Genomic DNA, 25,282 nt, shown 5'->3' with positions numbered 1-25,282 from the left:
TAATCTCCCCTTACCAATCGTGGGTGATACGCTTGCTGACGGGGCTGAGTTTATCGAAGATCTTCGTCTCGATCTCATAGCACCACTAATCAAACTTGTCGAAAATACACCTAAGAGCGATGAAGCCCTTGCGGACCTTCTCCAACAATTCCTCTTCGTCGTCCTTGGCCCCGGTGGTGCTGCAGTAGATGCGTTGGGTGATCTGGATTTCTTTACGGAACTTGCTTCACTGCCAGGTCTTGGATTGCTGTTGGATGACCTTGGGAATGTTGCTGATGCCGCTGATTTCTCTGACATTGATGACATTATTGATCTGGTCTTAGATCTATCAAACTCCCATTCAATTTGGAACTTTGATATCGGGCGCACCTATACGCCTGATCTTGATTTTGGTTTTGACCTTGGTTTCCCAGGACTTAGCCTCGAGATGGAAGGTGGACTAGGTGTAGAACTCGCTTGGCAAATGGGCATCGGATTTGGGATCAGTACGGATGATGGTCCCTTTATTGATATTAGCCGAGCGGAAGAACTGAGTGTATCTCTTGATGCCGGGTTCCTACCAGGTTCAAGTCTGGTTGGTTCTCTTGGTTTCCTTCAATTCTCAGCGGATGCAGGTACAGAGGATCTAGATGGCAATAATATAACCGATAATAATCACATTACGGCAGACTTCGCGGTCAATCTTGTCAATGGGACCGATATTACCGATGAACATCTCAGCTTCTATGAGTTGGGTGATCTAAACGCAATTATTGACTTTGATGCATCCGCAGAGCTCGATCTTGCTCTAGAACTCGCCTTCAACAAAGATCTGCTTCCCGATGTGATCTCTGCAATACTCCCAGCGATTGTCGCTGACTTTGAATTTGCGTGGAGTTTAGACAGCCCAGATATACTTGACGCCGGATTTAACTTTGATGTAGCGGGTGGCTTAGATCTGTTGGCATTTAACAATGTCGGTATAGATCTCGGTTCCTTTATCGGTGATTTCCTTGGCCCAGTAGTTGGTAAAATTCAAGAGATAACTGAGCCTCTCGAGCCTATCGTTGAAATCATTACCGCACCGATACCGGTAATCTCGGACCTTGCAGGTAAACCAGTTAGTCTGGTTGATTTGGCCTCTACTTTTGGTGAATTTGATCCAGGCTTTATCTATGCACTCGCGGATCTTATTAGCTTTGTGAACTCCATCCCGGCAGAACCTGGCTCTGTTATCATGCCTCTTGGTGATTTTGTTGTATTTGGCAGTGGTATATTGTCTCCGGAAGATCTCGCCGCCGAGGTTTTCTCTTTCGCAAAAGCAATAAATCCTGAATCTCTGAACTTCGATCAGGCAATATCTGACCTGTTTGATACTTTAGATCCACTTTCAGGTCTGTTTGATGAAGCTGGTAACTTTGTTCAAGGAGTCTTTGATGCAGCCCTTGGTGGTGATGCCAGCACACCTGAGGCTGGTTCTGTCGGAGGTCTGTTCGGTGGAGACTTTAACAGTCAGGACCGTGGTGGCTTCGAGTTCCCATTCCTGAATGATCCCAAACAAATCTTTGGTGCTTTACTTGGTAATCCCATTGTTTTGGTTACCTATGATCTGCCACCGTTGATCGTTGAATTCTCATATGAACAGAGCTTCCCAATCTATGGACCCCTGTGGGGAGCTATTGGGGCTGGTCTTGGCGTGAAAGTCGATCTGGCCTTTGGTTATGATACTCTGGGCGTGCAAAGGTTTGCTGAGGGTGGTTTTGAAAATCCACTGGATCTACTTGCCGGTTTCTTTATTTCCGATACCAATATGCCTGATGGCAGTGGAACTGACGTTCCAGAGCTACAATTCATTGGGGAAATAAATGTTGCAGCTGAACTAAATGCTGGGGTTGCCAGTGCCGGGGTTCAAGCAGCTATCATTTTGATTGTCGATTTTGATCTGAATGATCCCGACGGCGATGGCAGGGTAAGGGTTTCAGAACTTGTTGGTAATTTCCTTTATGAACTGAATTACGGTAGCCCTGTTCTGGCACCAATTGCAATATTTGATGTCTCTGGGGAAATTGCCTTCCAACTCCGGGCATATCTAGAGATTTTGACAGTCAAAATGACTTTCAACATCACTCCGCAAATCACATTATTTGAGTTCTCTATTGACTTTGACAGAGAGCCTTTCCTCGCAACAGAACGGGGTGATGGTTCGCTCTTGCTCAATATCGGGCCTAATTCAGAAAGTCGTCTCCATGGAGATACCAGAGATATAGCGGAAACAATTAACGTCTATCAATCAGGCTCCTTCCTATATGTCTGGTCAGATCAGTTTAATGTTTCTATCGGAGCCGCTCAAAAATACAGTGGTGACAGCATTATCGGTTTTGGTGGTGAATTTGATGACACCATCAATATCGACGCTTCAGTGATGGTTGCTGTTGAACTCGAAGGTGGCACTGGTGATGATGAAATCCATGCTTTGGGTTCTGGTGGTGGCACCATAAAAGGTGATGAAGGTGACGATACTCTAAGCGGTGGTGATGGTGCAGAAATCATTACTGGTGGTGAGGGGAATGACACCATAGACGGTGGCGCCGGTATGGACCTGATATTTGGCGATACTGGCCGTACCTCTGCCCGCCTGACTTCAGTTCTGATCCGCGATAAAGATGGCGATGATGTCATCACTGGTGGAGACGGTGACGATATCATATTTGGTGGAGGCGGCACTGATACCATCGGCGGCGACGGTCCTCTTGCTGACCTGCAAGGTTACGCAACCTCTGCCACCATTACAGATGATTTACTTGATCCTGGTGCAGGATCTCCTGGTGGAGACACTATCTTTGGCGATGGTGGACGGATCGTCTACGAACGCGATGGTGCCCCCTTGGCTGAACCTGAAATCCGATCTACAAACACACCTGATGGTAAAAAGGATTACCTCTTTGGCCATGGGGGTGCTGATTTAATTTATGCCGGTGCTGGTGATGACATCGTCGATGGCGGGGCCGGTGACGACGAGCTCTATGGAGAGTCCGGTTTTGATACGGTATCCGGTGGTGGCGATAGCGACACGATCTATGGTGGTACCGAGGCTGATGTGCTCTATGGTTTCCGTATAAGTACGGAAACTCATGGGGATCTTCCCGGCACTGATGGACAAGATACTATTGAAGGTAATGAAGGTAACGATTTTATCCGTGGTAACGAAGATGACGACACCATTTACGGTGGTCGTGGTACGGATATAATTTTCGGGGATGAAAATAACGATACAATCTTTGCCGGCAGTGACAATGATTACGTCTTTGGTGGTGCAGACAATGACACAGTAGAAGGTGGTACCGGCAACGATATCGTCTTTGGCGATGATGGTCTGGTGGTCTTCTTTGACTTTGGATCCCTCGCTTTTGCTGGTTCATTTGAATCCCCGGGACCAGGACATGTCATCGATGGCAATCACCGTCTGATAGGTGATGTCGCCCTTGATGGCGGTGACCCAATGATCCTTGATAACGACGATAACTTCAGAACTCTGGATTTGATAGTCACAGCTGTAGCTGGGACCGATGGCGATGATTTTGTCATTGGCGGTGAAGGTGATGACATCGTTATCGGTGGTGCGGGCGATGATACCGTCTTTGGTGACTTCGACCCAGATCAAGTTCTCGGTGGCATCTTTACCGCGCCAATTCCGGCCGATGAAGATATCCTGATCGGGGATGCAGGTCGGATCGAGTTTAAGGATCGCTTACGTGAATTGATCTCAACCGTAGTAGGTAATATTGCCGGTGATGATACTCTGTCTGGTAATGGTGGTGAAGACGTTCTGCTTGGCGGTGGTAATGCCGCGAAAGCAGATATTGAAACTGTGGTTGGCGATACGCTCTATGGACGTATGGATCCGGCTTACACAGACCCAAGTCTTGATGAAGAAGAGGGAATTAGTGACGATGACATAATCGTTGGTGACGACGGTCGCGTTGTCTATGACGCGGGTGTCCTTGATGAGATTTCCACTACAAAATATCCAGCCTCTCCAGATCCTGCTGATACAGGTGGTGCCGACTTTGTCGAAGGCAGCATCGGTGATGATATCATCTTCGGCGGTTTTGGTGATGACATCCTGACTGGGGCAACCGGCGAAGATATCATTGTTGGTGACCAAGGCGTGGTTGACTATGAGTTCTTTAATGGTGGCGAAGAAAGCGCGATCACCTGGATTTACAGTTATGATGACGACAACAGCTATGGTGGCGCAGATACCATCAGTGGTAACGAAGACAACGATGTCATAATCGGTGGTGCCGATGGCGATACCGTTACGGGTGATGAAGGACAAGACATCGTTATCGGTGACCAGGGCGAAGTCGTCTACAACGATGTCATTGGTAGCGATATCTTTAGGCCAAACCTCGACTTTGTACGTACGACAGACTTCCTTGTCGGTGGTGATGATGTGATATCCGGCGGTGCCGATAAAGATATCGTCATGGGTGGCTCTTTTGCAGATACCATCCGCGGTGATAACGACTTGGCTAATGCTGCGGTTGTGGGCGCAAATGATGATGTACTCATTGGTGACCAAGGTGAAATCGAATTCGACGATAGTGTTGATGATCCAAACTCTGAACTGCCCGCTATGGTCCAGATTGAGACCACGGATGTAACCAATGCAGATGGTGGTATAGATACCATCGAAGGCAACGAGGGTATTGATATTATCCTGGGCGGTGTCGAAGGTGATATCCTCCGTGGTAATCTCGGTGACGATATTATCCTGGGCGATGAAGCGATCTTACGCTTTGATGGTAGTGCTGTTGGTGCACCACCTTCCATGACAGGCCTTTTAGTTCCATTTTTCGATGACAACTTGCTTAGCCTCGATCTTATCGCGAGTAAAAACTTTGCATTAGGTAGCGATGATTTCATTTTTGGTAACGAAGGTAACGATATCGCCATGGGTGGTACTGGTGCAGACGTTATAATCGGTGACAATGAAGAATCAGCCCCCGGCGAATATGGCGTTCACGAAGCTAATGCCGGTCAAGATATCCTCATCGGGGATCAGGGACGTGTCACACTTTATGATGCCGTCGATGAATTACAAGTTGATGCTTTTGCCAATAACATTAGTAGGGTTGAAAGCACGGATGCCATCGAAGCTGATGGTGATGGTGATTATATCGAAGGTAACGATTTCGCTGATGTCATTATTGGTGGCGTGAATAATGGCAATGAAGATACGCTTCTTGGCGAAGCAGACATTCCTGATTACGTTGAAACCGCTGGTGACGATATCATCCTTGGGGATGAAGGCCTGTTGCGTTTCGATGTCTTGCCTGTTGAAGACATGGAAGGAGCCGGGGATGATGATGCCGGCCTGGCCATCCTCGATACACTTGATCAGATCATTACCTTTAAAACAGGTGATCTCACAGATGAGCCAACCCATCTCGGTGGCGCGGAGGTTATCTTTGGTAACGGTGGTTCTGATATCGTCATGGGTGGTACAGATAGCGATACCATTTATGGAGATCTCTACAGCAATGCCGTTGCAGGCAATGGCCTCTTTGATGATGTTGGTTTGGTTGATTCCAATGATCCCGGATCTGATGTCCTCATCGGTGATGGTGGTGAAATGCGCTTCATCGATTTTGAAGTCTTCAAGGGAGATATCAATGCTGACCATGTCACCATTATCCAAACCGTAGAAACCGGGGAGGGTGGTGCTGATACCATCGAAGGTAACGAGCATGGTGATGTCATCATGGGTGGTTTCGATGGCGATACTCTATTTGGCGAATCAAATACTTATCTCGCCCTCATGGTGCATATTGATGACGATAGTTTCGAAGCCGGTAATGATGTCATCCTTGGTGATAACGGCCAGATGAATTGGGTGCTTGAAGAAGACAATATTACCAATCGTCCAGATGTCGATGATCATGAAGATGGCACGCTGGTGACACTGGATAGTGACCGTCTGACTTTGGATCGGATCACTACAATTGATCCAACCCTGGGTGGTCAGGATCGCATAGAAGGTAATGGTGCCTCTGATACCATCTTTGGCGGAACCGACAGCGATCTGATCTGGGGTGATACTCCTGACGGTGATCCGATAGCAGCCCAGATTGACGCTGATGCTGAAGTTGATGGTGCTGATGGAGCTGACCTAGTCTTTGGCGACCACGGTAAGCTCTATCCTACATTGCCAACGATCGATGATTTCTACCTGAACAATAATTTCTTCTCCATCGACACGCAGGATGCTGATCTCGGGCGTTCCGATGTGCTCTTTGGTAATGGTAATGACGATATCATGCTGGGCGGTCAGGGCGATGACCTGATGTTCGGTAGTGATGGCGATGATGACATGATCGGTGGTCACAACGTAACCGAAGGCGAAGATGATCTCGATGATATGGATGATGCGTCCAAATATGGACTATCAACAGAAGTCGTAGCGTTATACTTCGCTGATCAAGAATTGGCTGATCTCAACCCTGCTGAGAATAAAGAATTCAATGACATCATGGATGGCGGTACCGACGATGATGTCATGGCCGGGGATAACGCCATTATCATCCGTCAGACCGATGATCTAAGCACCCGCTTCAGAATAGTTGGGGATGGTGGTGAACTCTACACCATGGACGCAGAAGTTCTGGGTGGAATAATCCTGGTAGATACCGGTTTTACAGCCAATATCACTGATGATTTCCAAATGCATCAGGACATGACTTTGGTTAGAACCGTTTATCTCCTCGACCATGATCAAGACACAGAAACTGATGGTTTGGCGAACAATGAGGATGGTGATCCTTTAACTAATGCCCGTCGCTTTGGTAATGACATCATGGTCGGTGGCCTCAATGATGACGAACTCTTTGGTCAACTCGGCGATGATATAATTCAGGGCGATGGCCAGCTAGAAGTTATTGATCCAGCCAAAGGCGCACTTGATGATTACGATCCGGCTCAAGATGCCGACCCAAGCTTTGATATCAGAAACCAAAATATAGACGGTCTTGATGTCACTCTACGGTTCAGTGTCTTCGAAGACCTCATGGATGGTAATGATTATATCGAAGGTAATGGTGGTAACGATCGTATCTATGGTGGCCTAGGCCAAGATGATATCGTTGGTGGTAGCTCAACACTCTTTACTTACCTTCTCGAGGATGGACCTGCTCCTAATTATATGGATCGCCCTGATGGCGCCGATTTGATCTATGGTGGTACTGGCAATACCAGCCTGCTTCAACGTAACGCTGGTTTTGAAGATGGTGATCTCGATATCTCCGGAGGCACTATTGTCACCGACGATATTCGCCATGCAGCGGATGCCGATGTTATCCTTGGTGATAACGGTGATATTTTCCAAATAGTTGAAATCAACAGCCCGGCAATCCCAGTTGAGTATGAATACGATGTCGAAGGTCGTGATTTTGATACAGGTTATAGTGAAGACCTGCCAATTAGAGTACGTGCCGTTAATCTCGTCGATTACGGTTATAGCTATGTAGATAACGGTGATCCTCGAGAGACTCTTACCTTTGATGCCACAGCCCGTGGTGCTGGCGATCTGATCTATGGTGAAAGCGGGGATGACATCATCCACGGTATGACCGGTAATGATGCGCTGTTTGGTAACAGTGAAGACGATGATCTCTACGGTGAGGTCGGAACCGATTTCCTGCTTGGCGGCACTGGCCGGGATGGTATCCTGGGCGATGATGGTTTGATCCTCACCAGCCGCAATTCAACAAAACCTGAACCTCTCTATGGCATCGCAGCCTTAGAAGAAGATGAAGGACCACTGAAAAACAACGAAGAACCCAACTTCAATTCACTCAATGTTGAGATTTCCACACCAGGTAACATCCAACGCGCGATTATCAATGTTGAAAATCAGCTGCAAAAAGATGCGGAACTCTATGCCTTTAGAACCGATGATGTCGAGGGTACAGTTTTCGCGCCACTGTTTGGGGAAGCGCTGCGGTTTAATGATATCGTCTTTGGTGGTTTGGGACAGGATTTCTTGCACACCGGTGATGGTGATGACGCCGTATCCGGTGCCGAAGCACTTCCAATTTATTATTCCGGGGAAGGTGTTGGATTTGAGGGCATAAACAACTTCCTCCTAGAACAACAGATGGCCCCAACAGTTGGTGGATCCGTAACAACTGATAATCCTTTCTGGTTTGCATTTGCTCCATCAAATCCAGGTGACATCCTAAGATTTGAAGGTGAAACCCCAGAAGAATTCGCTCTCTATGATGAGTACTTCCCACGTACTAAAGTGATGATTGATGCCGCTGCCGGCTCCGTATTTGAGGGCCTTAACTTTGAATTTGTTAATGCGGATGTTAGTGCGGGGCCAGATACCATTGAAGAAATTGGACATGGTCTGGTCACTGGTATGGCTCTGCTTTATGAAAATACTGGCGAAGCAGATGACGGCGGCCTAGAACATGGATTGACCTATTTTGTCATCGTGGAGGATGCTGATCATATTAAATTAGCAGCAACCCAAGCTGATGCTTTAAGTGGTACAAAAATTGGCATTGGTGGTTTTGGCGGTGGAGAAACACACAGTCTAACTCTTCGCGTTGATTTCATTCTCAATTTTGCGGAACACGAAGGCCCTGATGGTTTTGCATTCAGCGATGGAGCCAAACCAACTGATGGCGATGACCGTATCTTTGGTGATATCGGCAATGACTGGATGGTAGGTGGTTCTGGTCGAGATCACATGTATGGCGGCCGCGGTAATGATCTGCTCAATATGGATGATGACCATGATTCCGGAGCCAAAATCTTTAAACCAAAACCAAAACAAACTCTTGGCGACCCACTTGAAAACACCCTTTCTGATGAATACCAAGCCTATGCTGATATTGCCTATGGTGGGGCTGGTCGCGATGTCTTAATTCTGAACACCGGGGCCGATCGGGCAATCGATTGGGTCGGTGAGTTTAACAGCTACATCGTGCCGTTCTCTCCATTTGGTGCTTTCCATATCAGCCGGAGCTTACAGCCACAACTCGAAGAATACTTGCTGGAACTATCTGATTCTGATGGTGCTGATGTAAGATCAACAATTTCACTTGATCCTGCTGTCTTTGGCTCAACTCCGGATGCCCAACTATATGTTGATCATAAATTTGACGATGTCAGAACCGACGATCCAGACGCAGATCGTAATTTTGAGCCATTCGGAGAGCTTGGCATGGTTCGTCAGGAAGATCGGGATTGGCAAGAACAAACTGGCGCACCTGATGACCCACAACCCGGAAACTTGCAAGGCAAACGGGAGATCATGCGTCGGGAACTCTTCACCGATGACAGCGGAGGAGGAGGCGGTGCCATCCTCTCAAACATCGCTTTTGCTGCCGATGTTGGCGAATGGAACTCAACGGGTGGGGAATACCATGTCTCCCCAACAATAAAAGGTGAAGAAGCAATAAGCATCTTCCACCTTGATGCACAGATCCCTGGTTACGTAGAGGTTCTGGTTACTGCCTGGGCGGATAAAGATAAGCAGGGATATGATTCTAATTCCTATATCATCTTTGATTATCAGTCTGCCACTGACTTTAAATTTGCAGGTATCAATCAATCTCTCGATAAGATCCAGGTTGGTCATCGTACTGCTGAGGGATGGGTGATAGATACTCAATCAAACATGCGTTTGAGAGCAGGACAAGAATACGATTTAACCCTGACTTTACATGGTTCTATAGCAACTATCTACGTGAATGGTGGAAATGCGACTTCATTTGTTTATGAAGACAATCTCAACACCGGTTTACTCGGGTTGGGCGCAAACAATGCCAAAGCACATTTTGATGATTACCAAGTCCAAAAACTGCCACCTAACATTACCTACAGCCAATTAGATGAGTTCGATACCACCAGTAACTACGTGGCTCAGATCGGAAGTTGGTCCTTGGATAGCGGTAGTTTTGTAGGCAGTTCAGGAGCTGGTGAACTCGCTATTGCCACTGATGCTCTATCTGTAGAACCTTTTGCTCGGATTTGGTTACAGTCTTCTGTACAAACGGATGGCCTCGGCGGGTTTGTCTTTGACTATCTCGATGCCGATAACTTCAAGTTTGTTGCTCTTGATGCAGTAAACGATCAACTCGTTATCGGACATATGGGTAAAAATGGTCTTGTGATCGATAGCTTCACAGACTTTAACGTTAATGAAAACACGGGCCATCTACTTGCGATTACCATCCAAGGTGCTGGTGTTACTGTCGCAGTCGATAATGAAGATGTTCTGGGCTTTGCTTTCTACAGCCTGATAAATGATGGCGAATTTGGCCTACTTAATCAGGGCGGCGAAACTGTCTTTGACGATGCCTTGTTACAAACAGACGATCCAGCTTATATCGAAGCCTTAACAGGTGATTTCACGGCTGCTTCTACCGGTACGGGTTCTGGAAATGTAACGAGTGTAACACAAGATGATCTCGCGGCGATCATTGATGAAGCTGCAGAACGTTGGGTCCGCTCATGGTTAGTAACAGAAGAACAAATCGCTAATGCTCTCGTTAGTTCTTCGATCGTAGATCTTCCCGGAAATGTTCTTGCCCAGATTTCTGCCGATGGACATATGACGATTGACGTTGATGCGGCAGGAAATGGTTGGTTTATTGATAGCTCCCCAGGTGATGATAACGAATTCCGCCGTCATCTCGATAGTGATGCCCGCATGGCAACTCCAAACTCACCGGCACTTGGCCAAATGGATCTTTTAACTGCTGTAATGCATGAAATAGGACATAGTCTCGGGTTTGATCATACAGCTATTGGCAATTATGACCTGATGGGAACTGAATTATCAAATAGTGTTCGGCTCCTACCTGAGGGGTCAGATGATTTGATAAATAGCCAGTCAATCACTTCTGTTGAAACTAAATCATTAGAACAGGCCTCGGAAGATCAAATCCCATGGGATCGATTACACAGTGCTTTGGGGCTGAACTCAGGCGCTGAAACACTCGCCTTTGAATCAGACAGTGGTCAATTTATTGATTTACTAGACGAAGATGACGAGGAAGATGTTGAATTTGTTGATCTTCTAAGTGCTTCTGAAGACGATGCTGTCTTCCCAAGCGACAATAGTGGTGTTGATAAAGCAGATGATGCTGCCTTACTACCAAATGGTAAACTGAATACGTTGGATAAAAATTCACTATCCACTGATTTGTTATCTGTTCGGTTATAATCAAGCTTGGGTTGCTGGGTAGATAGGGATATCCAGGGGAACTATTGTTCCCACCACCCGTTACCCTAGTCTTTTGTTAATATTAGACGCGTATTGTGTTATTCTATTGGGGTCGTAAAAGCAGAGACTCTATTGCTTTCTACGTATCCTATGTTTGAGAATAATTGCTTCAAATAGCGATGAATGAGTGTGGTCTTCTCACAACGTAGTGTTGGGATCGCATATTTCATGTAAATCCCAAAAAAATATATACGACAAACATATAAAAACATTTTTTATGTCTTTGTTATTGTTGATCTATAGATAGGGATTTAATATGTCGGAAGAACAGCAAACAAGTGCTACAAGCGCTGATGCAGCCCCTGTGCCTCCCAAAGTCGTTTGGGACGACAGTGATCTACAAACCAGTTATGCAAACGTTGTAAATGTCACAAGCACCCGTGAAGAAGTGACCTTATTTTTTGGTACTAATTTAACCTGGAATGTTACCGATCCAGAATACAAGGTAAAATTAACGGATCGTATTGTCGTGAACCCCTTTGCTGCAAAGCGAATGTTGGCTCTACTTGCTGGTGTTCTCAAAGAATACGAAAGCCGTTATGGTGAACTTGATTTGCCTTCTAGAAACCCCAGCCCGACCAAAGCATCCAGTCCCCCTGCAAGCAACGGCAAGGGGTAACTTTATCGTGCCAGCCAAAAATTGGCATATGGCTAAATGGATAAGTTACTCACGAGAACAAGTATTTAATGTCCGGCTGATAGAGCACCGTCATGTACAGTGCTGATGAAAACGACGGCACTGGTAAAAGCGGACAAGGTGACACCCAGTCTGTAGCTTATCTGGATCAGGCTCTCTGGTCTCAATTGGAGACTGCGGAAGACTTATACACGCTGACAAGCACATGGTTAGCATTACAATGCCACCTTGTCACCGGAGTTGTTCGTGCCGTCGTCGTTATGAAATCCATCGAAAGTGGTGAGTTCGAACCCTTGGCTTATTGGCCAAAAGGCAAGGGGGCAACTCTTGGTCTGACGGCAGCAGCAGAAGCCGCGATGGAAGAGCGTAAAGGTGTTGCTTACGCGAAGAAAATTTCTCCCAATGATCCCGAACCTAAACAACGTTATTGTGACGTTGCTTATCCTTTTGTTATTGATGGGGAATTAACAGGCGTAGTTGCGCTTGAGATTGAATCCCGTCCCAAAAATCTCCTTACCAATGTGATCCGAAAATTACAATGGGGGGCATCTTGGATTGAAACTCGTTTTCTTAAAGACCGACTTGAACACCAAGAAAATCATAAAAAACAAATAGAAACGGTTCTTGATTTAACTTCTGCAATTTTACAAAAAACTCGTTTCCGAGATGCTTGTACAACCCTAGCCACAGAGCTCGCGAGTAACCTGGATTGTGAGCGCGTGTCAGTTGGTCACCTCAAAAGAGGTCGCTCACACATTGTTGGGTTTTCACATTCTGCTCATTTTGACAAACGGATGAATCTTATCCGTTGTTTAGAAAATGCTATGGATGAATCAATCGACCAATGGTCCATGTTGATCTATCCCCCTCCAGACAACCAAGTCGCGGCCGCACGAGCTCATGCAGAACTAAGCCGTGAGATTAGCAGTTCCACTGTAATGACGGCGCCTATGTCTATCGGAGACAAAATTGTTGGCGCGATAACCCTGGAACGCCATGACCATAACCCCTTTTCTGACGGTGACGCGCAGACCTTATCAATCTTGGCAGCCGTATCAGCCCCAATTCTTGAGGAGAAATATAAAAATGATCGGTGGATCCTATATAAAATTCTAGAATCAATAGCTCTACAAATTGGGTATGTTTTTGGGCCCCGATACTTGGGCAGAAAGCTATTTGTATTATTGTTAATAAGTTTTGGAACTTTTTTCACTCTTGCAAAAGATGAATACCGTATTACCGCAGACACAAAATTAGAAGGTGTCGTTCAACGGGCGATCGTTGCACCTTATGACGGATTTATATTTGATGCTTATGTCCGTGCTGGCGATAATGTGGAAGAGGGACAGGTATTAGCCTCTGTAGATGAAAGAGATATTGTCCTCGAGCGACTTAGCTGGCTCAGTAAACGCCGTCAGCATTTATTAGAATACGATCTAGCGTTAGCGGAGGGTAATCGCGCCCAGATCAACATCGTTAAAGCCCAGATTGATCAGGCCTCAGCGCAAATTTCCTTGTATGACGAGCAATTGTCCAGAGCAAAAATATCAGCACCCTTTAGCGGATTTGTTGTCTCTGGAGATTTGAGTCAATCTATTGGTGGTGCGATCGAACGTGGAGAGCTTCTCTTTGAAATAGCTCCTTTGAATGATTACAGAATTTTATTGAAGGTCGATGAAAAAGAAATTGCTGATGTTGCCTTGGGGCAAGCAGGCGAGATGGTTGTCTCTTCAATACCAGATCTCCCATTAGAGTTTATCGTAAAGAAAATCACCCCTGTCTCAGAAGCTGCTGAAGGAGCTAATTATTTTATTGTAGAAGCAAGCTTAACGTCCTCGTCTCACATAGATCGTCTCCGCCCGGGGATGGAAGGCGTTGGTAAAATCAATGCTGGGGAAAGAAAGCTACTCTGGATATGGAGCTATAAGATCCTCGACTGGTTCCGTTTAGCTTCCTGGCGTTGGTTCCCATAAAGTGTTCCCGAAATGACGGAAGAAACCTCTCCACTTTTTAGTTCTCTCTGGTATCTCGTCGCAGATTTAAAACCACGACTACGAAGCCATGCGCAAATTCATCGGCACCGGTTTCGAGGAGAGCTTTGGTATGTGCTCCAAGATCATAGCTCTAACCGTTACAATCGGTTTTCCCCATCTGCCTATCTCGTTATTGGTTTGATGGATGGACAAAAGACGATGGAGGAAATCTGGCTTATGGCGGCCAGTGAACTCGGAGATGATTGCCCAACTCAGGATGAGTGCATTCAACTCCTGAGCCGTTTGCACGGTGCAGATGTACTTCATTGCAATGTACCTCCCGACATTGTCGAGTTAACAAAGCGGGCAGATACGGTAAGACGAAGACGGTTCATCGCAAGCATTCGAAGTCCCCTGGCAATACGTATTCCTTTGTTCGATCCAGACAAGTTCTTAACGAAAAGCCTTCCCTTCACACAGTTTTTGTTTAGTTGGGGCGGCGCAATTTTATGGTTGATAATTGTCGGGTATGGCTTGCTTTTAACCGTATTACATTGGTCAGAATTTACAGAAAACATCAGCGATCGGGTTTTGGCAGCTGATAATCTCTTTTTACTATGGTTGGTATTTCCAATTGTTAAAATTTTACATGAACTGGGTCATGGATACGCTGTGAAAGTCAGGGGAGGTGAGGTCCATGAAATGGGCATCATGTTCTTGGTTTTGATGCCTATACCCTATGTTGACGCCTCTGCAGCGTCTGCTTTTTCAAAAAAATGGCATAGAGTTGTGGTTGGCTCTGCGGGTATTTTGGTTGAAATGCCGATTGCCGCAATAGCCATGTGGCTTTGGGTCGAGGCTGAACCGGGCCTGTTAAGAGCTGTTGCTTATAACGTTGTTTTAATAGCTGGGATTTCTACCTTATTATTTAATGGGAACCCGTTGTTACGCTTTGATGGTTATTACATATTTGCTGATTTAATTGAAATTCCAAACCTCGGTCCCAGAGGAAACAAACACATCGGCTTTCTAATTCAAAAATATCTTTTTGGAGTAAAGGAGCCCATTGCATCGGCTAACAACCAAAGTGAAGCCCGTTGGATGACGTTTTTTGCGATCGCTTCTTTTATGTACCGTGTTTTTATTCTTGTCGTAATTGTCTCCTTTATAGCGACCAAGTTTTTTGTTGTTGGCATTATCTTAGCAGCCTGGTCGGTTACATTGATGTTTATCTGGCCTTTAATCAAATCCTTGAAGTTTTTATTTGTAAGCCCCCGTTTAGAGGAGAAGAGAATGCAAGCGCTCAGTCTTACTTCATCTATATTGGCCGGGGCTATTGGGCTGATGTTTTTCCTACCATTACCCTATGCAACGATTACCCAAGGAGTGGTATGGGCGCCCGATAAATCAATTGTCCGCACGAATACATCTGGGGTGATTGCATCAGTTGTCGTCAAGCCTCGGGAAGAGGTCGTAAAAGGCCAGATCTTATTAATAATGCAAGATCCAATTTTAAAAGCAGAAGTAAGGGTTTTAGAGGCAACACTTACAGAGCTTAATGTCCGGTATGGCGGCCTCATTGTAGCGGATCAGGTAAAGGCACAAATCATTGCTGAAGAAAGAAAACATGTTGAAAAACAGTTGTCTTTTGCAAAAAGGCGAGCCTCAGATCTCGAACTGAAAAGCCACGCATCGGGAAAATTTCTAATTCGTATGAACGAAGATTTACCTGGCCGATATTTCGCTCGAGGATCACTGTTAGGCTTTATTGCAGGCGCAGAAAACAGTAATAACCAACCCACTATTCGTGTTGCGATCTCACAAGGTGATATTGATCTGATAAGAAACAGAACCCAAAAAATTGAGGTCCGTTTCTCTGATGATCTCGATAGAGTATACCCAGTACAAATACGTCAAATATCTCCCTCATCGACAAAAAAATTGTACAACCTTGCCCTGAGTACGGAAGGAGGGGGATGGGTTAGCCTTGATCCTCGAGATCCAAGTTCAGGGAAGACTGTAGAAGAGCTTTTTCATTTGGAGTTAAATCTCCCCCAAGAACGTACGTTATCGAATATTGGCGGGCGGGTTTATGTTAAATTTGATCACGGAAATGAGCCTGTGGGTTGGCAATTTTATCGGCTAATCAGGCAAGTGTTTCTCGAGAAGTTCAATGTCTAATACGCTTTCTAACTTTCAGAAGGTAACAGGCTTACTCACGCATGCTTACCCGCATAAAGACCTTTCCCAATTTGTGAGCGATAGTGCCTCACAAAAATTGGTCAATAAATGTATGAAGATTATAAAAAAGCCTTTGCTTAAATTTAAACTCAATAAAGCTGAAAAAGTCATTTCTGAACTTAGTGTTCTATATTCAATATTTGACGATGATGATCTTTTGAAAATTGCCGCGGATATTCGTCGAGAAAGTCAGGGAAAAACGATAAACTTCACGAATAAAACCAAGGCTATCGCATTGGTTCAAGAGCTAGCTTTACGGCACATGAAACTTAGCTATACCAAAGATCAATTAACAGCGGCATGGGTCATGTTGAATTCCGGGGTAGCTTCGGTTGATCGGGAAGTGGGTAAGACCATCACGGTAGGTTTGGCAGCTGTTGTTGGTGCTATTTTCGCAAAACCTGTACACGTTTACTCCTTTGACGAGGCTTCAGCACAAGCTTTGCAAGATCACTTTCAACCACTATGTCATGTTTTAGGTATTGCCACGTTTTCACAAAATGATCTTTTGGGCATAGATAAGAAATGGGACTTTCATAGCTGTTCCATAGTTTTTGGTACATTGAGAGAGTTTGTTTCTGATTATCTCGTGGATATGAAAAATCTTGGAAATAACGGTGGTTTCTTACGTCAAAAAATGGCTCTTTTTTGTCGAGAAGGGGCCGGGTTTCACCTTCGATTATCAGGCCTGCAATATGCCTTTATCGATGATGCTGATGTGTTGTTGAGTGACGAAGCATCTCGATCGATAACACTCTTTGGAAAACGAAACTATACTGATGAAGAATTATTTGCTTATGAGGCTCTTCTGATTGCAAAACGATTAGTGCCTGATCAGGATTTTATCCTCAATAAATTTGAGAACAGAATAGATCTGACGAAAGAGGGGACTGATCACCTAAGATCGCTTGCCTTTGAACGTGGCGGCCTATGGTATGCACAAGAACGAGGTTCACAAGCAGTCGTGCGCGCTCTTTGCGTTCAATATCTCTATCGAATTGAAGAACATTACCTTATTAATGGTAATATCGTTATTCCACTTGATCCCACCTTAAAGTCCGACCTTGAAGGCGATACCATAACCCCGAAATTAAAGTTACTACTAAGGATCAAAGAAGATAGAGGTGTATCTGCATCCCGGCATGTCATTGATCGAACTTTTGGGAAGAAGGTTCTTGCTTCCTATCTACACCTTGGAGGTATCGAAAACAGTGCGCCAGAGCTAACTGATGAGTTTGAACAGTCTTATGATGTATCCGTTTTAAACGTTGGGCCATTTCGCCGCCAACTTAGCAGTGAAATCGATACCGTCGTTTATCAGAACACCTCGGATTGGGCGCGTAAGATTACAATCAGAGCAGAAGCTTTAGTTGCTCAGAAGAAAAACGTGTTGATCGTGACGAGATCCGAAAAATTGACACACGTTCTTGAGGAAACTCTTTTGTTATTTGGTTTGCCATATCAAAAGAAAGCGCTCTCTCCCACAGCCGATCCCGAAGAAATGGCCCATAATCAACCTGAAAAAATTCAAATTATACCAGGATTGTTCGAAAAAGACCCTCGCTTAAGCCCAGAAAACCTCGGTAATAAAGAGGTTGTTATCATAGCAGAATGTCAAGCCTCAATGAGGATTGAACGCCAAATTGAGTATGATGTTGGTCATCAGATACAGACTGAAAAACATTTATCCTGGGACGATCCGATATTGTACGGGCAATGGGATAGAGGTCTCTTTCATTTCGTTCGTATATGTGCCGGCCTCTTTCCAAAGGGTGCGCAATTATTAGGAAAGTTGATTTTGGTTTGGGGGATGAGAAAGCAAGAACGTTACTTATCAAACCTTCGACAAAGTGTTGGGAAACATGATTTATTTATCAAGCGGACATTTTCTTTTACGGAAAGGGTTAAATAATGTTGTTGCGAAATAGACCCTCAGCACTCTCTGCATTTGTTGTTATGGCTTTTACTATTAGCAGCCTTATTTTAAGCATACCAATAAGGGCTGAAAATGTTGATTTTTCCAAAAATTCTTTTGATTGTGTCATTGAACCTCTTTGGACCGTAGATATTGGAAGCGCCGCTGATGGGATATTACAAGAGGTACAAGTTAAACGAGGGGATCTCGTCAAGAAAGACCAAGTATTGGCCAAATTAGAAAGCGATGTAGAAGAGGCCAATGTTGAATATTCTCGAGTTCGAGCGAGTAATTCTATAGCTATTGAAAGTGGCCGTAGTCGCCAAAGATATTATGAAAATAAAAAACTTAGGACACAAAAACTCTATAATAAAAATGTCGTTTCAATAGAAAACCTTGAAAGAGCAGAAACAGAAAGCTTGATTGCTGATTCAGAGTACAAGACCGCAAAATTTGAACAACGGTTGGCCAAAGTTGATTTGAAGCGGGCAAAAACACTCCTTAAACAACGGACAATTGTCAGCCCAATGGACGGAATTGTTACGCATAGGCACCTCTCTCCGGGGGCATTCGTATATGAACAAGCAAAAGTACTAACAATTGCTCATATTCATAAACTGAAAGTGGAAGTATTCTTACCTATATGGGCTTATGAATTCATTGAACCCGGACTGACAGGCATAATAACTCCGCTGGAACCGCTTGTCGGAGAATATCAGGCAAAAACAACGATTGTTGACAATGTCTTTGATGCTGCGAGTAATACTTTTGGTGTTCGCCTGGAAATGCCTAATCACAAACTGAATATCCCATCTGGTATTAAATGCTCAGTTCGTTTCGTCACCAGACCTTGATTAAATTAAATGACTTAGTCTGCGCGCAGTTCATTGAAATTATAAATAAGTAATGATATCAAAATATTATATCATTAATGTAATATAATACATTAATGATATATATTTTTTCAACTTTGAAATTAAAATCCATTTGACACTAACTGAACGTTTGTTCAGTATTGTGGTTCGTAAATAAACGCTACTTATGGACTTAAGGGAAACTGACCATGACATATCAAATGGAAACAGTACGAACAGCCGGTCAATTTTTGGAAGTTCACTGGACTGATGGCCTTAAACCATCGCGTTACCCATACTTTTGGCTCCGGGATCATTGTCGTGCTTCACACAGTATGAACCAGGAGACAAATCAACGTCAGGTCGATACCTTTTCCCTTCCTGTTGATTTAAAAGCCAAAGAAGCCAAACTTACAGAAGACAGAAAATCTGTTTCTATTCGTTGGGATAATGAAGAACAGGAAAGTTTTTATCCTGCATCATTCTTGCGAGAGATGGCGACAACAGGATTGCCAAAAGTTGATCATCCAAAGAGCTTATGGATGGCAGATGAGATTACGGATAGCCTGCCGAAAGTTTCCTATGATGATGTCATGGCTGGTGACGAGGGGCTTAAAAGCTGGGTAGAGCTGATTGATTATTACGGTTTTGCCATTGTTGACGGTACGCCTGCGACACCAGAAGCAACCGAAGCTCTGGCGCGACGCATTACCTACATTCGAGAGACAATTTTCGGTGGTTTCTGGGACTTTACAGCCAATCAGGCCTTTGCAGATTCCGCCTATAGTACCGTAGAAATCGGTCCGCACACGGATGGAACCTACAGTGTTGATTCTCCGGGTTATCAGATGTTCCACTGCCTGGAGTTTGACGGCACCGGTGGGGAGAGCGTCTTTGTGGATGGTTTTAGGGTAGCTGAAGAAATTCGCGCTCGTGATCCCAAGGCTTTTGATACCCTGACCTCTGTCCCGGTTCCGGCGCAGTATCTCGGCGATGGCGTCCATCTTCGTGCTGAACACCCCATCATTGGCCTGGACAGAGACGGTAGCCTAAAACAGATCGCCTATAATAGTTAAATGACCCCCGGCAAAGCCGGGGGCTTAAGCGGGTGAGCCCCTTAAAGGGGCAAATTGGGAACCGCTAAAGCGGTTATGGATTGAATATATCCATTTGGTCAAAGTACTTATCACGCTCTTCTTGCGTTCTGATATACTCCCTCACCATCTGTTCATCGAGCCCTACAGTTGAGACGAAATATCCACGGGCCCAAAAATTTTCACCCTTGAAATTCCGTGCTTTATTTTTGAATTTTCGAGCTATGGCAATCGCGCTTTTTCCTTTTAGGTATCCAACGACTTTTGAAACAGCATGTTTGGGCGGTATGCTGATACACATGTGAATGTGATCCGGCATCAAATGGCCCTCCTCAATCTTACTTTCGCGATGCCCGGCCAGTTCATGGAAAATTTCACCAAGATACTGACGTAGGTTGCCATAGATAACTTTTTGCCTGCGTTTAGGGATGAAAACCACGTGGTATTTACAATCCCATCTCGTATGTGCAAGGCTTTTGTAATCTCTCATCGGCTAATTCCTTTGTTATTTTGGTCAATAAACAAAGAAATGTAAGACCGTGGGAACGGTCAAACCATTGAGAGTCCCCCGGCATAGCCGGGGGTTTACCGGATTAAATTATGATCGGGCACCGTTCCGATTAGAAGATGATCATCAGGAAGATTTTTATCGAGGTCTTTGCCTGTTTAATGAATTGATCAATGATCGCCAATTTCAGCTGCGTTTTGGTTTGCGGCCGGGCAGGGTGGTCTTGTTCGATAACTGGCGTGTCATGCATGCCCGTGATGCCTATCAAGGCCACCGCCGTTTGTGTGGTGCCTATCTGAATAAAGAAGACTTCCTGAGTAAACTAAGCGTCCTACGCAAAGGGTAAGAACTCTTTATTTATCCTTCGGGATGGGTATTGCAAAACTTGTTGCACTCCCTGACTATCGGTCACTTCTGATGAAGTGACCGATAGTTGTTTCTGTACCAATGCTCAAACCTCACCTGATTTTTCTAACACATTACGCGCATTACGTTGAGAATACTCAGAAATGTTATTCTTCTATTGAAAATCAAGCAGCTAAAATCCGAACGCGATCATAGAGGGGCTTGCCTGTTAATTAGCCCTTATTCAGTCTAATCGAGTACGTTTGGGGCAATGTAATTTCCACATTTAATGTCTTTGGGAAAAATAAATGATCAATATGTTCTATTTAAAACAAAGAAAAAGACAAATTACGTTAGGTTCTGAGTTATAATCGGTTTGGATAAATATATTTTTTTTGTTCGCTTTGTGGTTCATTGTGTTCTCTTGGAATAACTTGAAAGATTGTTTCTTTCGCAATTATACGCATAACATCGTTTGTATCTTTAAAAGGTAAAAAGGTGCGTGCATCATTTAATAGATCACTCACACGCTCATATTGTTTTGCATAGAATATACCAGATAGTTTCTCACCAGTATTGAGAACTATCTCTACTTCTTTTTCTAATTTACTAATGACATGTGCTGGTTCGTTCATTGCAATTCTCCACTCTTTCGTGGCCTGGAATTACGGTATCTTTACTTATTCAAATGCCCTACACGCTAATAAATTGATTTTAATGAGAACATAGATTTATAAAAAATTTGATAACAATCGCAGTATTTTCCCTCGTATCAGAAGCATGAGCATTGGAAGTCTGGAGAATGTTAGCGGAAAAATTCTATGCAAATCGTTGTGCGGGTGAGGTTGCAAAAAGCAGGCGGTATTAAACATGCTAGACATCAAATCTTTACTTAAGAAATTTTGTGATCAACAAAAAGACGAAATTTAATAAGTTAGTTACCTAGAGTAATCCGCTGGTTTAGTGTGATAGAAATACCGGTATTTTTTGATTGGTAAAGAGCCGTTTTGTTACACCTCCAAAGACAATTTCACGGATCCGACTATGCCCCCATGCGCCAGCGATAATGAGACCTATATTTTCATTATGAGCAACAGAAAGAATAGTATTTTCTGGTGATGACCCTTCTTCATGTCGCTGAATACAGTTGATATCATGTCGTAAGAGATGTTCTTGCATCTCTTTGGCAGATATCGCGTTTCTTTCCAATTTACCAACGCTAAGCAGAACAACCTTTTGGGATACCTCCAAAAGGGGTAATGCGTTCTTAACCGCCCGGGCAGATTCAGGAGATCCATTCCAGGCTATTAAGATATTGTCGGTCATATTATCTGGAATTTTTTCTTCGGGGACAGCCAGTATGGACAGGCCATGTTCCATGATTAATGAATCACTGAATTCCCGTTCATTTACAAGGTTGTCCGAAGGCTGGCTTATGATCGTCAGGTCGGTAAAACGTGCGTTAAAGGACAGAATATCGTTTACTCGCCCTTCTTGTTGTCGCCACTCGCAGGTTTTTGAATGTAGCGAGAACAAATCCTCAAAATTGTTTTTTAATCTTTTTGCCTGATTATCAGCTTCTGCGCGTTTTAGTTCAATTATTTCTTGGGGAAAATATCCCATTACATCATAAGGGGTGCCGTAAAAAATAACCTCAGGTGTTTTGAGTGCATGGACGCCAATTATATGCACCTTCTCCCACTTCTTAGATAACTGAAGTGCTGCGTCTATTCTAATTTTATTGGTGGGTTCTTCGTCTATAAGGACTTGGATGTCTCGTAACATTTGCTCCTCCTTCCACTGGTTGCATTAAGTCCATAATAAGTACTTAAGTTGCAACTCATTATAACATCTAGCCGGAATAGAGAATAGAGACCATTTATGATGGGTAATTGGTATCGGGATAGGCAATAGGTTTGGCTCTTCTCCGCTTTGTTGAGTAGAAAAAGATGCCGACCGCCAAGTAACCTGTTGATATGTATGGTTTCTGATAACTTTACATAGAGCAGGTATATGACAATCAACATCTCGCAGCATATTTTAGGCCTCAAAGGGCAACGTGTAAATGAAATTAAACTGGATGACGGCGGTGTTAAGATTGTCATTCACTGCAGCCGAGACGCGCGTAGGAGGGCTATAGACCCTGCTACAGGCCAGAAGGGAAGCATCAACCAGCATGTCCGCCGACAAGTAAACGACATCCCCCTTTTTGGGTATCCTTGTGTGGTCGAGATTGAGCTGGCGCAGGTTTATATTAACAAGGGCGAACGCCGCATTGAGGGGTGTGATTTTGTTGATAAAGGGTGCCGTTTCACTCACCGATTTTGCCGACTGATCAGTGGATTATGTCGGCATATGTCTATTCAAGCGGTTTCCAGACATTTGGATATACGATGGGAAACGGTCAAGAATATCGACAGGGCATACCTTATTGAAACTCTCCCTACGCTTGATCCTGCAGAGCTAACTGGCTTGGAATATATTGGTGTAGATGAAGTTGCCCGGGCGAAAGGTCATGACTACATGACGGTGGTCTACGATATGGTTGGCGGTCATCTGATCTGGGTTGAAGCAGGCCGAACTGCCGAGGTTTTTTCAAGGTTTTTGAAACAACTGCAACCAGATACAGCCTGCAAAATAAAGGCCGTAGCGATGGATATGGGGCCTGCCTACCAAAAGGCTGTCAGAGAGTCCTTGCCGTTGGCCGACATAGTATTTGACCGTTTCCACGTCATGAAAAACTACAGCAAAGCTATCCATAATCAGCGTCGACTTGAGTTCAGAAAGGCCGATCCAAGTGGTAAAGAGTTGATGAAAGGGACACATTATCTGTTGCTCAAAAATGCGGATAAGTTGAGTGAAAAACAAAGTGACAAGCTGCAAAGGTTGCTGGAGAGCAATAGCAACCTGAATGCACTTTACGTCTTGAAAGAACAGCTTCAGCTGCTGTGGAGTGCCGCTTCATTTGAGGCGATGGCGGAGCAACTGGAACGTTGGTGCCTGATAGCAGATCAGTCACAGATGCTCTATCTAAAAAAGTTCGCGAAATCCCTACGGAAACATTGTGTGGGCATCTGCAACTACGCCAAACACAAGCTCACAAGCGCCAGGATAGAGGCTGGTAATGTCAGTATAGGAATGATCCGTAAGCGAGCCAGAGGCATCAAGGATACCGAATACTTCAAACTCAAAATTAGACAATCATCCATTCCAGATAATCAATCTATGCTCTATTTGAAATCCTAAATCTACTCAACAAAGCGGAGAAGTGCCATAGGTTTTGTCTAACCTAAGTACAATGAACTTTGTCTTGAGGTAGAATTCCTTCAAAAAAATCTTTTATATTTTGGGCAATCCTCAAACCCGTTGCTTCACGGATTTTTTCTTTCGTTTTCTGCACGTGTGGCAACACAACAACATTCTCACATGCTCTAAGTTCCGATAAATCATAACAATATTCATTCGATTTATAATCAGAGACGTCTTCATCCATACAAATTCCTACGCCTGCGATCGTTTCAAACCAAAGGGCCTGTGTGAGAGCTTTCGTATCTATTAGCGATCCTTGAGAGAGGTTGATCAAGTACGCATCTGATTTCATAAGATTGAGACGATGGGCATCTATTAAATATTGGTTGTTAAAATTGGTAGCAGAATTTTCGATTGCGTCATGGGGGGCGCTTAACAATACATAATCCGCTTGGGGTAACAACTCATCTATGGAAGTCGTTGTTTTAATATCATTTGAATTGTTGATTTCGTTGAGGACGGGGGAAATACCATAGGCAAGTATGTGCATACCAAGCTCTTTAGAAGCTTTACAAGCAACGTCTTGACCAACGCTTCCAAAGCCGATTATTCCGAGCGTTTTTCCTTTTAGCTCATCCTCATATGCACGACAAGGAAGGCATTCTGACCATATGTCAAAAGTACTATCGGACTGGATTACTCTGGATCCTTTTTGTGAGCGCTGGGCCACCATACATATAAGTGAAATAGCCAGATCTGACAGTTCATCACTCTGTTCTTGAAAATCATCTGGTGTACGGGTGACTGTAAAGCCATATCGTTCAGCAGTGTTAACATCAATGTGGCTGTGATTAGAGCCCAACTGGGCGATAATTTTGGTCCGGGGCTGTGGGATATCAATAATGTTGAGATCTATTGTATCGGTACCTGACAGCATCACAGCGTCAGCATTTTGAAGAGCTGTGGACATATCTAAAGAAGTCATGGCGCGATCACTGCGGTTCAATATCACGTTGAACTTTTCACACAGAGCATTTTCAACAGTTTCGGGCCAACGTTGGGCAACCCAAATTGTCGGTTTTTCTGTGTGAAGTTGTTTGCCTGTGGAATTGTTGTTAAGCATGATCACTTCCTTATGAAGCCTGGACTTAATAAAAGCCCAGGCTTCTTATATATGTATCCGTC

At 44.4% G+C, this 25,282-nt stretch carries 14 protein-coding genes; 9 read left to right on the top strand and 5 right to left on the bottom strand.

Annotated elements, in window-relative coordinates; genetic code table 11:
• Positions 1-19: 19 nt before the first annotated feature.
• The 7 genes from ACOGW3_RS18910 (at position 20) to ACOGW3_RS18880 (ending at position 19,977) form a co-directional block, all read left to right on the top strand.
• Positions 20-11,221, top strand: coding sequence for a hypothetical protein (locus ACOGW3_RS18910; RefSeq protein WP_419904389.1), 11,202 nt, complete (start codon positions 20-22; stop codon positions 11,219-11,221).
• Positions 11,222-11,537: 316 nt separating this feature from the next.
• On the top strand, positions 11,538-11,900 hold the full coding sequence (locus ACOGW3_RS18905) for a DUF3467 domain-containing protein (RefSeq protein ID WP_419904388.1): 363 nt from the start codon (positions 11,538-11,540) through the stop codon (positions 11,898-11,900).
• A 92-nt stretch (positions 11,901-11,992) separates the two neighbouring features.
• The gene (locus ACOGW3_RS18900; RefSeq protein WP_419904387.1) at positions 11,993-13,891 is read left to right on the top strand and encodes an HlyD family efflux transporter periplasmic adaptor subunit; all 1,899 of its coding nucleotides are present in this window, start codon (positions 11,993-11,995) and stop codon (positions 13,889-13,891) included.
• 12 nt (positions 13,892-13,903) lie between these two features.
• A complete protein-coding gene (locus tag ACOGW3_RS18895; protein ID WP_419904386.1) occupies positions 13,904-16,072 on the top strand; it encodes a hypothetical protein in 2,169 nt (722 codons plus the stop codon).
• Positions 16,065-18,044, top strand: coding sequence for a hypothetical protein (locus ACOGW3_RS18890; protein ID WP_419904385.1), 1,980 nt, complete (start codon positions 16,065-16,067; stop codon positions 18,042-18,044). Before ACOGW3_RS18895 ends, ACOGW3_RS18890 begins: the two co-directional genes overlap by 8 nt.
• A complete protein-coding gene (locus ACOGW3_RS18885; RefSeq protein WP_419904384.1) occupies positions 18,044-18,901 on the top strand; it encodes an efflux RND transporter periplasmic adaptor subunit in 858 nt (285 codons plus the stop codon). The genes ACOGW3_RS18890 and ACOGW3_RS18885 overlap by 1 nt, the downstream gene beginning before the upstream one ends.
• Positions 18,902-19,110: 209 nt before the next feature.
• Positions 19,111-19,977 (top strand): TauD/TfdA family dioxygenase, encoded by an 867-nt coding sequence (locus tag ACOGW3_RS18880; protein WP_419904383.1) that lies wholly within the window; start codon positions 19,111-19,113, stop codon positions 19,975-19,977.
• Positions 19,978-20,050: 73 nt separating this feature from the next.
• Here the strand turns inward: ACOGW3_RS18880 and tnpA are convergent, their stop codons facing one another.
• Positions 20,051-20,485, bottom strand: coding sequence for an IS200/IS605 family transposase (gene tnpA, locus ACOGW3_RS18875; RefSeq protein WP_419901154.1), 435 nt, complete (start codon positions 20,483-20,485; stop codon positions 20,051-20,053).
• A 49-nt stretch (positions 20,486-20,534) separates the two neighbouring features.
• Between tnpA and ACOGW3_RS18870 the strand changes: the two genes are divergently transcribed.
• A complete protein-coding gene (locus tag ACOGW3_RS18870; RefSeq protein WP_419904382.1) occupies positions 20,535-20,849 on the top strand; it encodes a TauD/TfdA family dioxygenase in 315 nt (104 codons plus the stop codon).
• A 364-nt stretch (positions 20,850-21,213) separates the two neighbouring features.
• On the opposite strand, the gene ACOGW3_RS18865 is transcribed toward ACOGW3_RS18870, so the two are convergent.
• The 3 genes from ACOGW3_RS18865 to ACOGW3_RS18855 form a co-directional block, all read right to left on the bottom strand.
• Positions 21,214-21,483 (bottom strand): hypothetical protein, encoded by a 270-nt coding sequence (locus ACOGW3_RS18865; RefSeq protein WP_419904381.1) that lies wholly within the window; start codon positions 21,481-21,483, stop codon positions 21,214-21,216.
• Between the two features lie 325 nt (positions 21,484-21,808).
• Positions 21,809-22,633 (bottom strand): universal stress protein, encoded by an 825-nt coding sequence (locus ACOGW3_RS18860; RefSeq protein ID WP_419904380.1) that lies wholly within the window; start codon positions 22,631-22,633, stop codon positions 21,809-21,811.
• Complete coding sequence (locus tag ACOGW3_RS18855; RefSeq protein ID WP_419904379.1) at positions 22,606-22,875, bottom strand: hypothetical protein; 270 nt, start codon at positions 22,873-22,875, stop codon at positions 22,606-22,608. Before ACOGW3_RS18855 ends, ACOGW3_RS18860 begins: the two co-directional genes overlap by 28 nt.
• Here ACOGW3_RS18855 and ACOGW3_RS18850 point away from each other — a divergent pair.
• Positions 22,862-24,094: an ISL3 family transposase gene (locus tag ACOGW3_RS18850; RefSeq protein WP_419901077.1), complete on the top strand. Its 1,233-nt coding sequence runs from the start codon at positions 22,862-22,864 to the stop codon at positions 24,092-24,094. The two genes, ACOGW3_RS18855 and ACOGW3_RS18850, sit on opposite strands and share 14 nt — an antisense overlap.
• Positions 24,095-24,137: 43 nt before the next feature.
• Here the strand turns inward: ACOGW3_RS18850 and ACOGW3_RS18845 are convergent, their stop codons facing one another.
• Positions 24,138-25,220: an NAD(P)-dependent oxidoreductase gene (locus ACOGW3_RS18845; RefSeq protein ID WP_419904378.1), complete on the bottom strand. Its 1,083-nt coding sequence runs from the start codon at positions 25,218-25,220 to the stop codon at positions 24,138-24,140.
• Positions 25,221-25,282: the final 62 nt, after the last annotated feature.

Origin of the sequence: Kiloniella sp., from assembly GCF_965205715.1 — a bacterium.
Taxonomy (GTDB): domain Bacteria; phylum Pseudomonadota; class Alphaproteobacteria; order Kiloniellales; family Kiloniellaceae; genus Kiloniella.
Note: the sequence above shows the minus strand (reverse complement) of the source record. Positions and strands in the feature narration are given on the sequence as shown.

Bases quoted from the DNA above. Each gene is read 5' to 3' on its own strand.
- ACOGW3_RS18905 (WP_419904388.1), top strand. From the start codon at position 11,538: ATGTCGGAAGAACAGCAAACAAGTGCTACAAGCGCTGATGCAGCCCCT.
- ACOGW3_RS18900 (WP_419904387.1), top strand. From the start codon at position 11,993: ATGTACAGTGCTGATGAAAACGACGGCACTGGTAAAAGCGGACAAGGT.
- ACOGW3_RS18895 (WP_419904386.1), top strand. From the start codon at position 13,904: ATGACGGAAGAAACCTCTCCACTTTTTAGTTCTCTCTGGTATCTCGTC.
- ACOGW3_RS18890 (WP_419904385.1), top strand. From the start codon at position 16,065: ATGTCTAATACGCTTTCTAACTTTCAGAAGGTAACAGGCTTACTCACG.
- ACOGW3_RS18885 (WP_419904384.1), top strand. From the start codon at position 18,044: ATGTTGTTGCGAAATAGACCCTCAGCACTCTCTGCATTTGTTGTTATG.
- ACOGW3_RS18880 (WP_419904383.1), top strand. From the start codon at position 19,111: ATGACATATCAAATGGAAACAGTACGAACAGCCGGTCAATTTTTGGAA.
- tnpA (WP_419901154.1), bottom strand. From the start codon at position 20,485: ATGAGAGATTACAAAAGCCTTGCACATACGAGATGGGATTGTAAATAC.
- ACOGW3_RS18865 (WP_419904381.1), bottom strand. From the start codon at position 21,483: ATGAACGAACCAGCACATGTCATTAGTAAATTAGAAAAAGAAGTAGAG.
- ACOGW3_RS18860 (WP_419904380.1), bottom strand. From the start codon at position 22,633: ATGTTACGAGACATCCAAGTCCTTATAGACGAAGAACCCACCAATAAA.
- ACOGW3_RS18850 (WP_419901077.1), top strand. From the start codon at position 22,862: ATGACAATCAACATCTCGCAGCATATTTTAGGCCTCAAAGGGCAACGT.
- ACOGW3_RS18855 (WP_419904379.1), bottom strand. From the start codon at position 22,875: ATGTTGATTGTCATATACCTGCTCTATGTAAAGTTATCAGAAACCATA.
- ACOGW3_RS18845 (WP_419904378.1), bottom strand. From the start codon at position 25,220: ATGCTTAACAACAATTCCACAGGCAAACAACTTCACACAGAAAAACCG.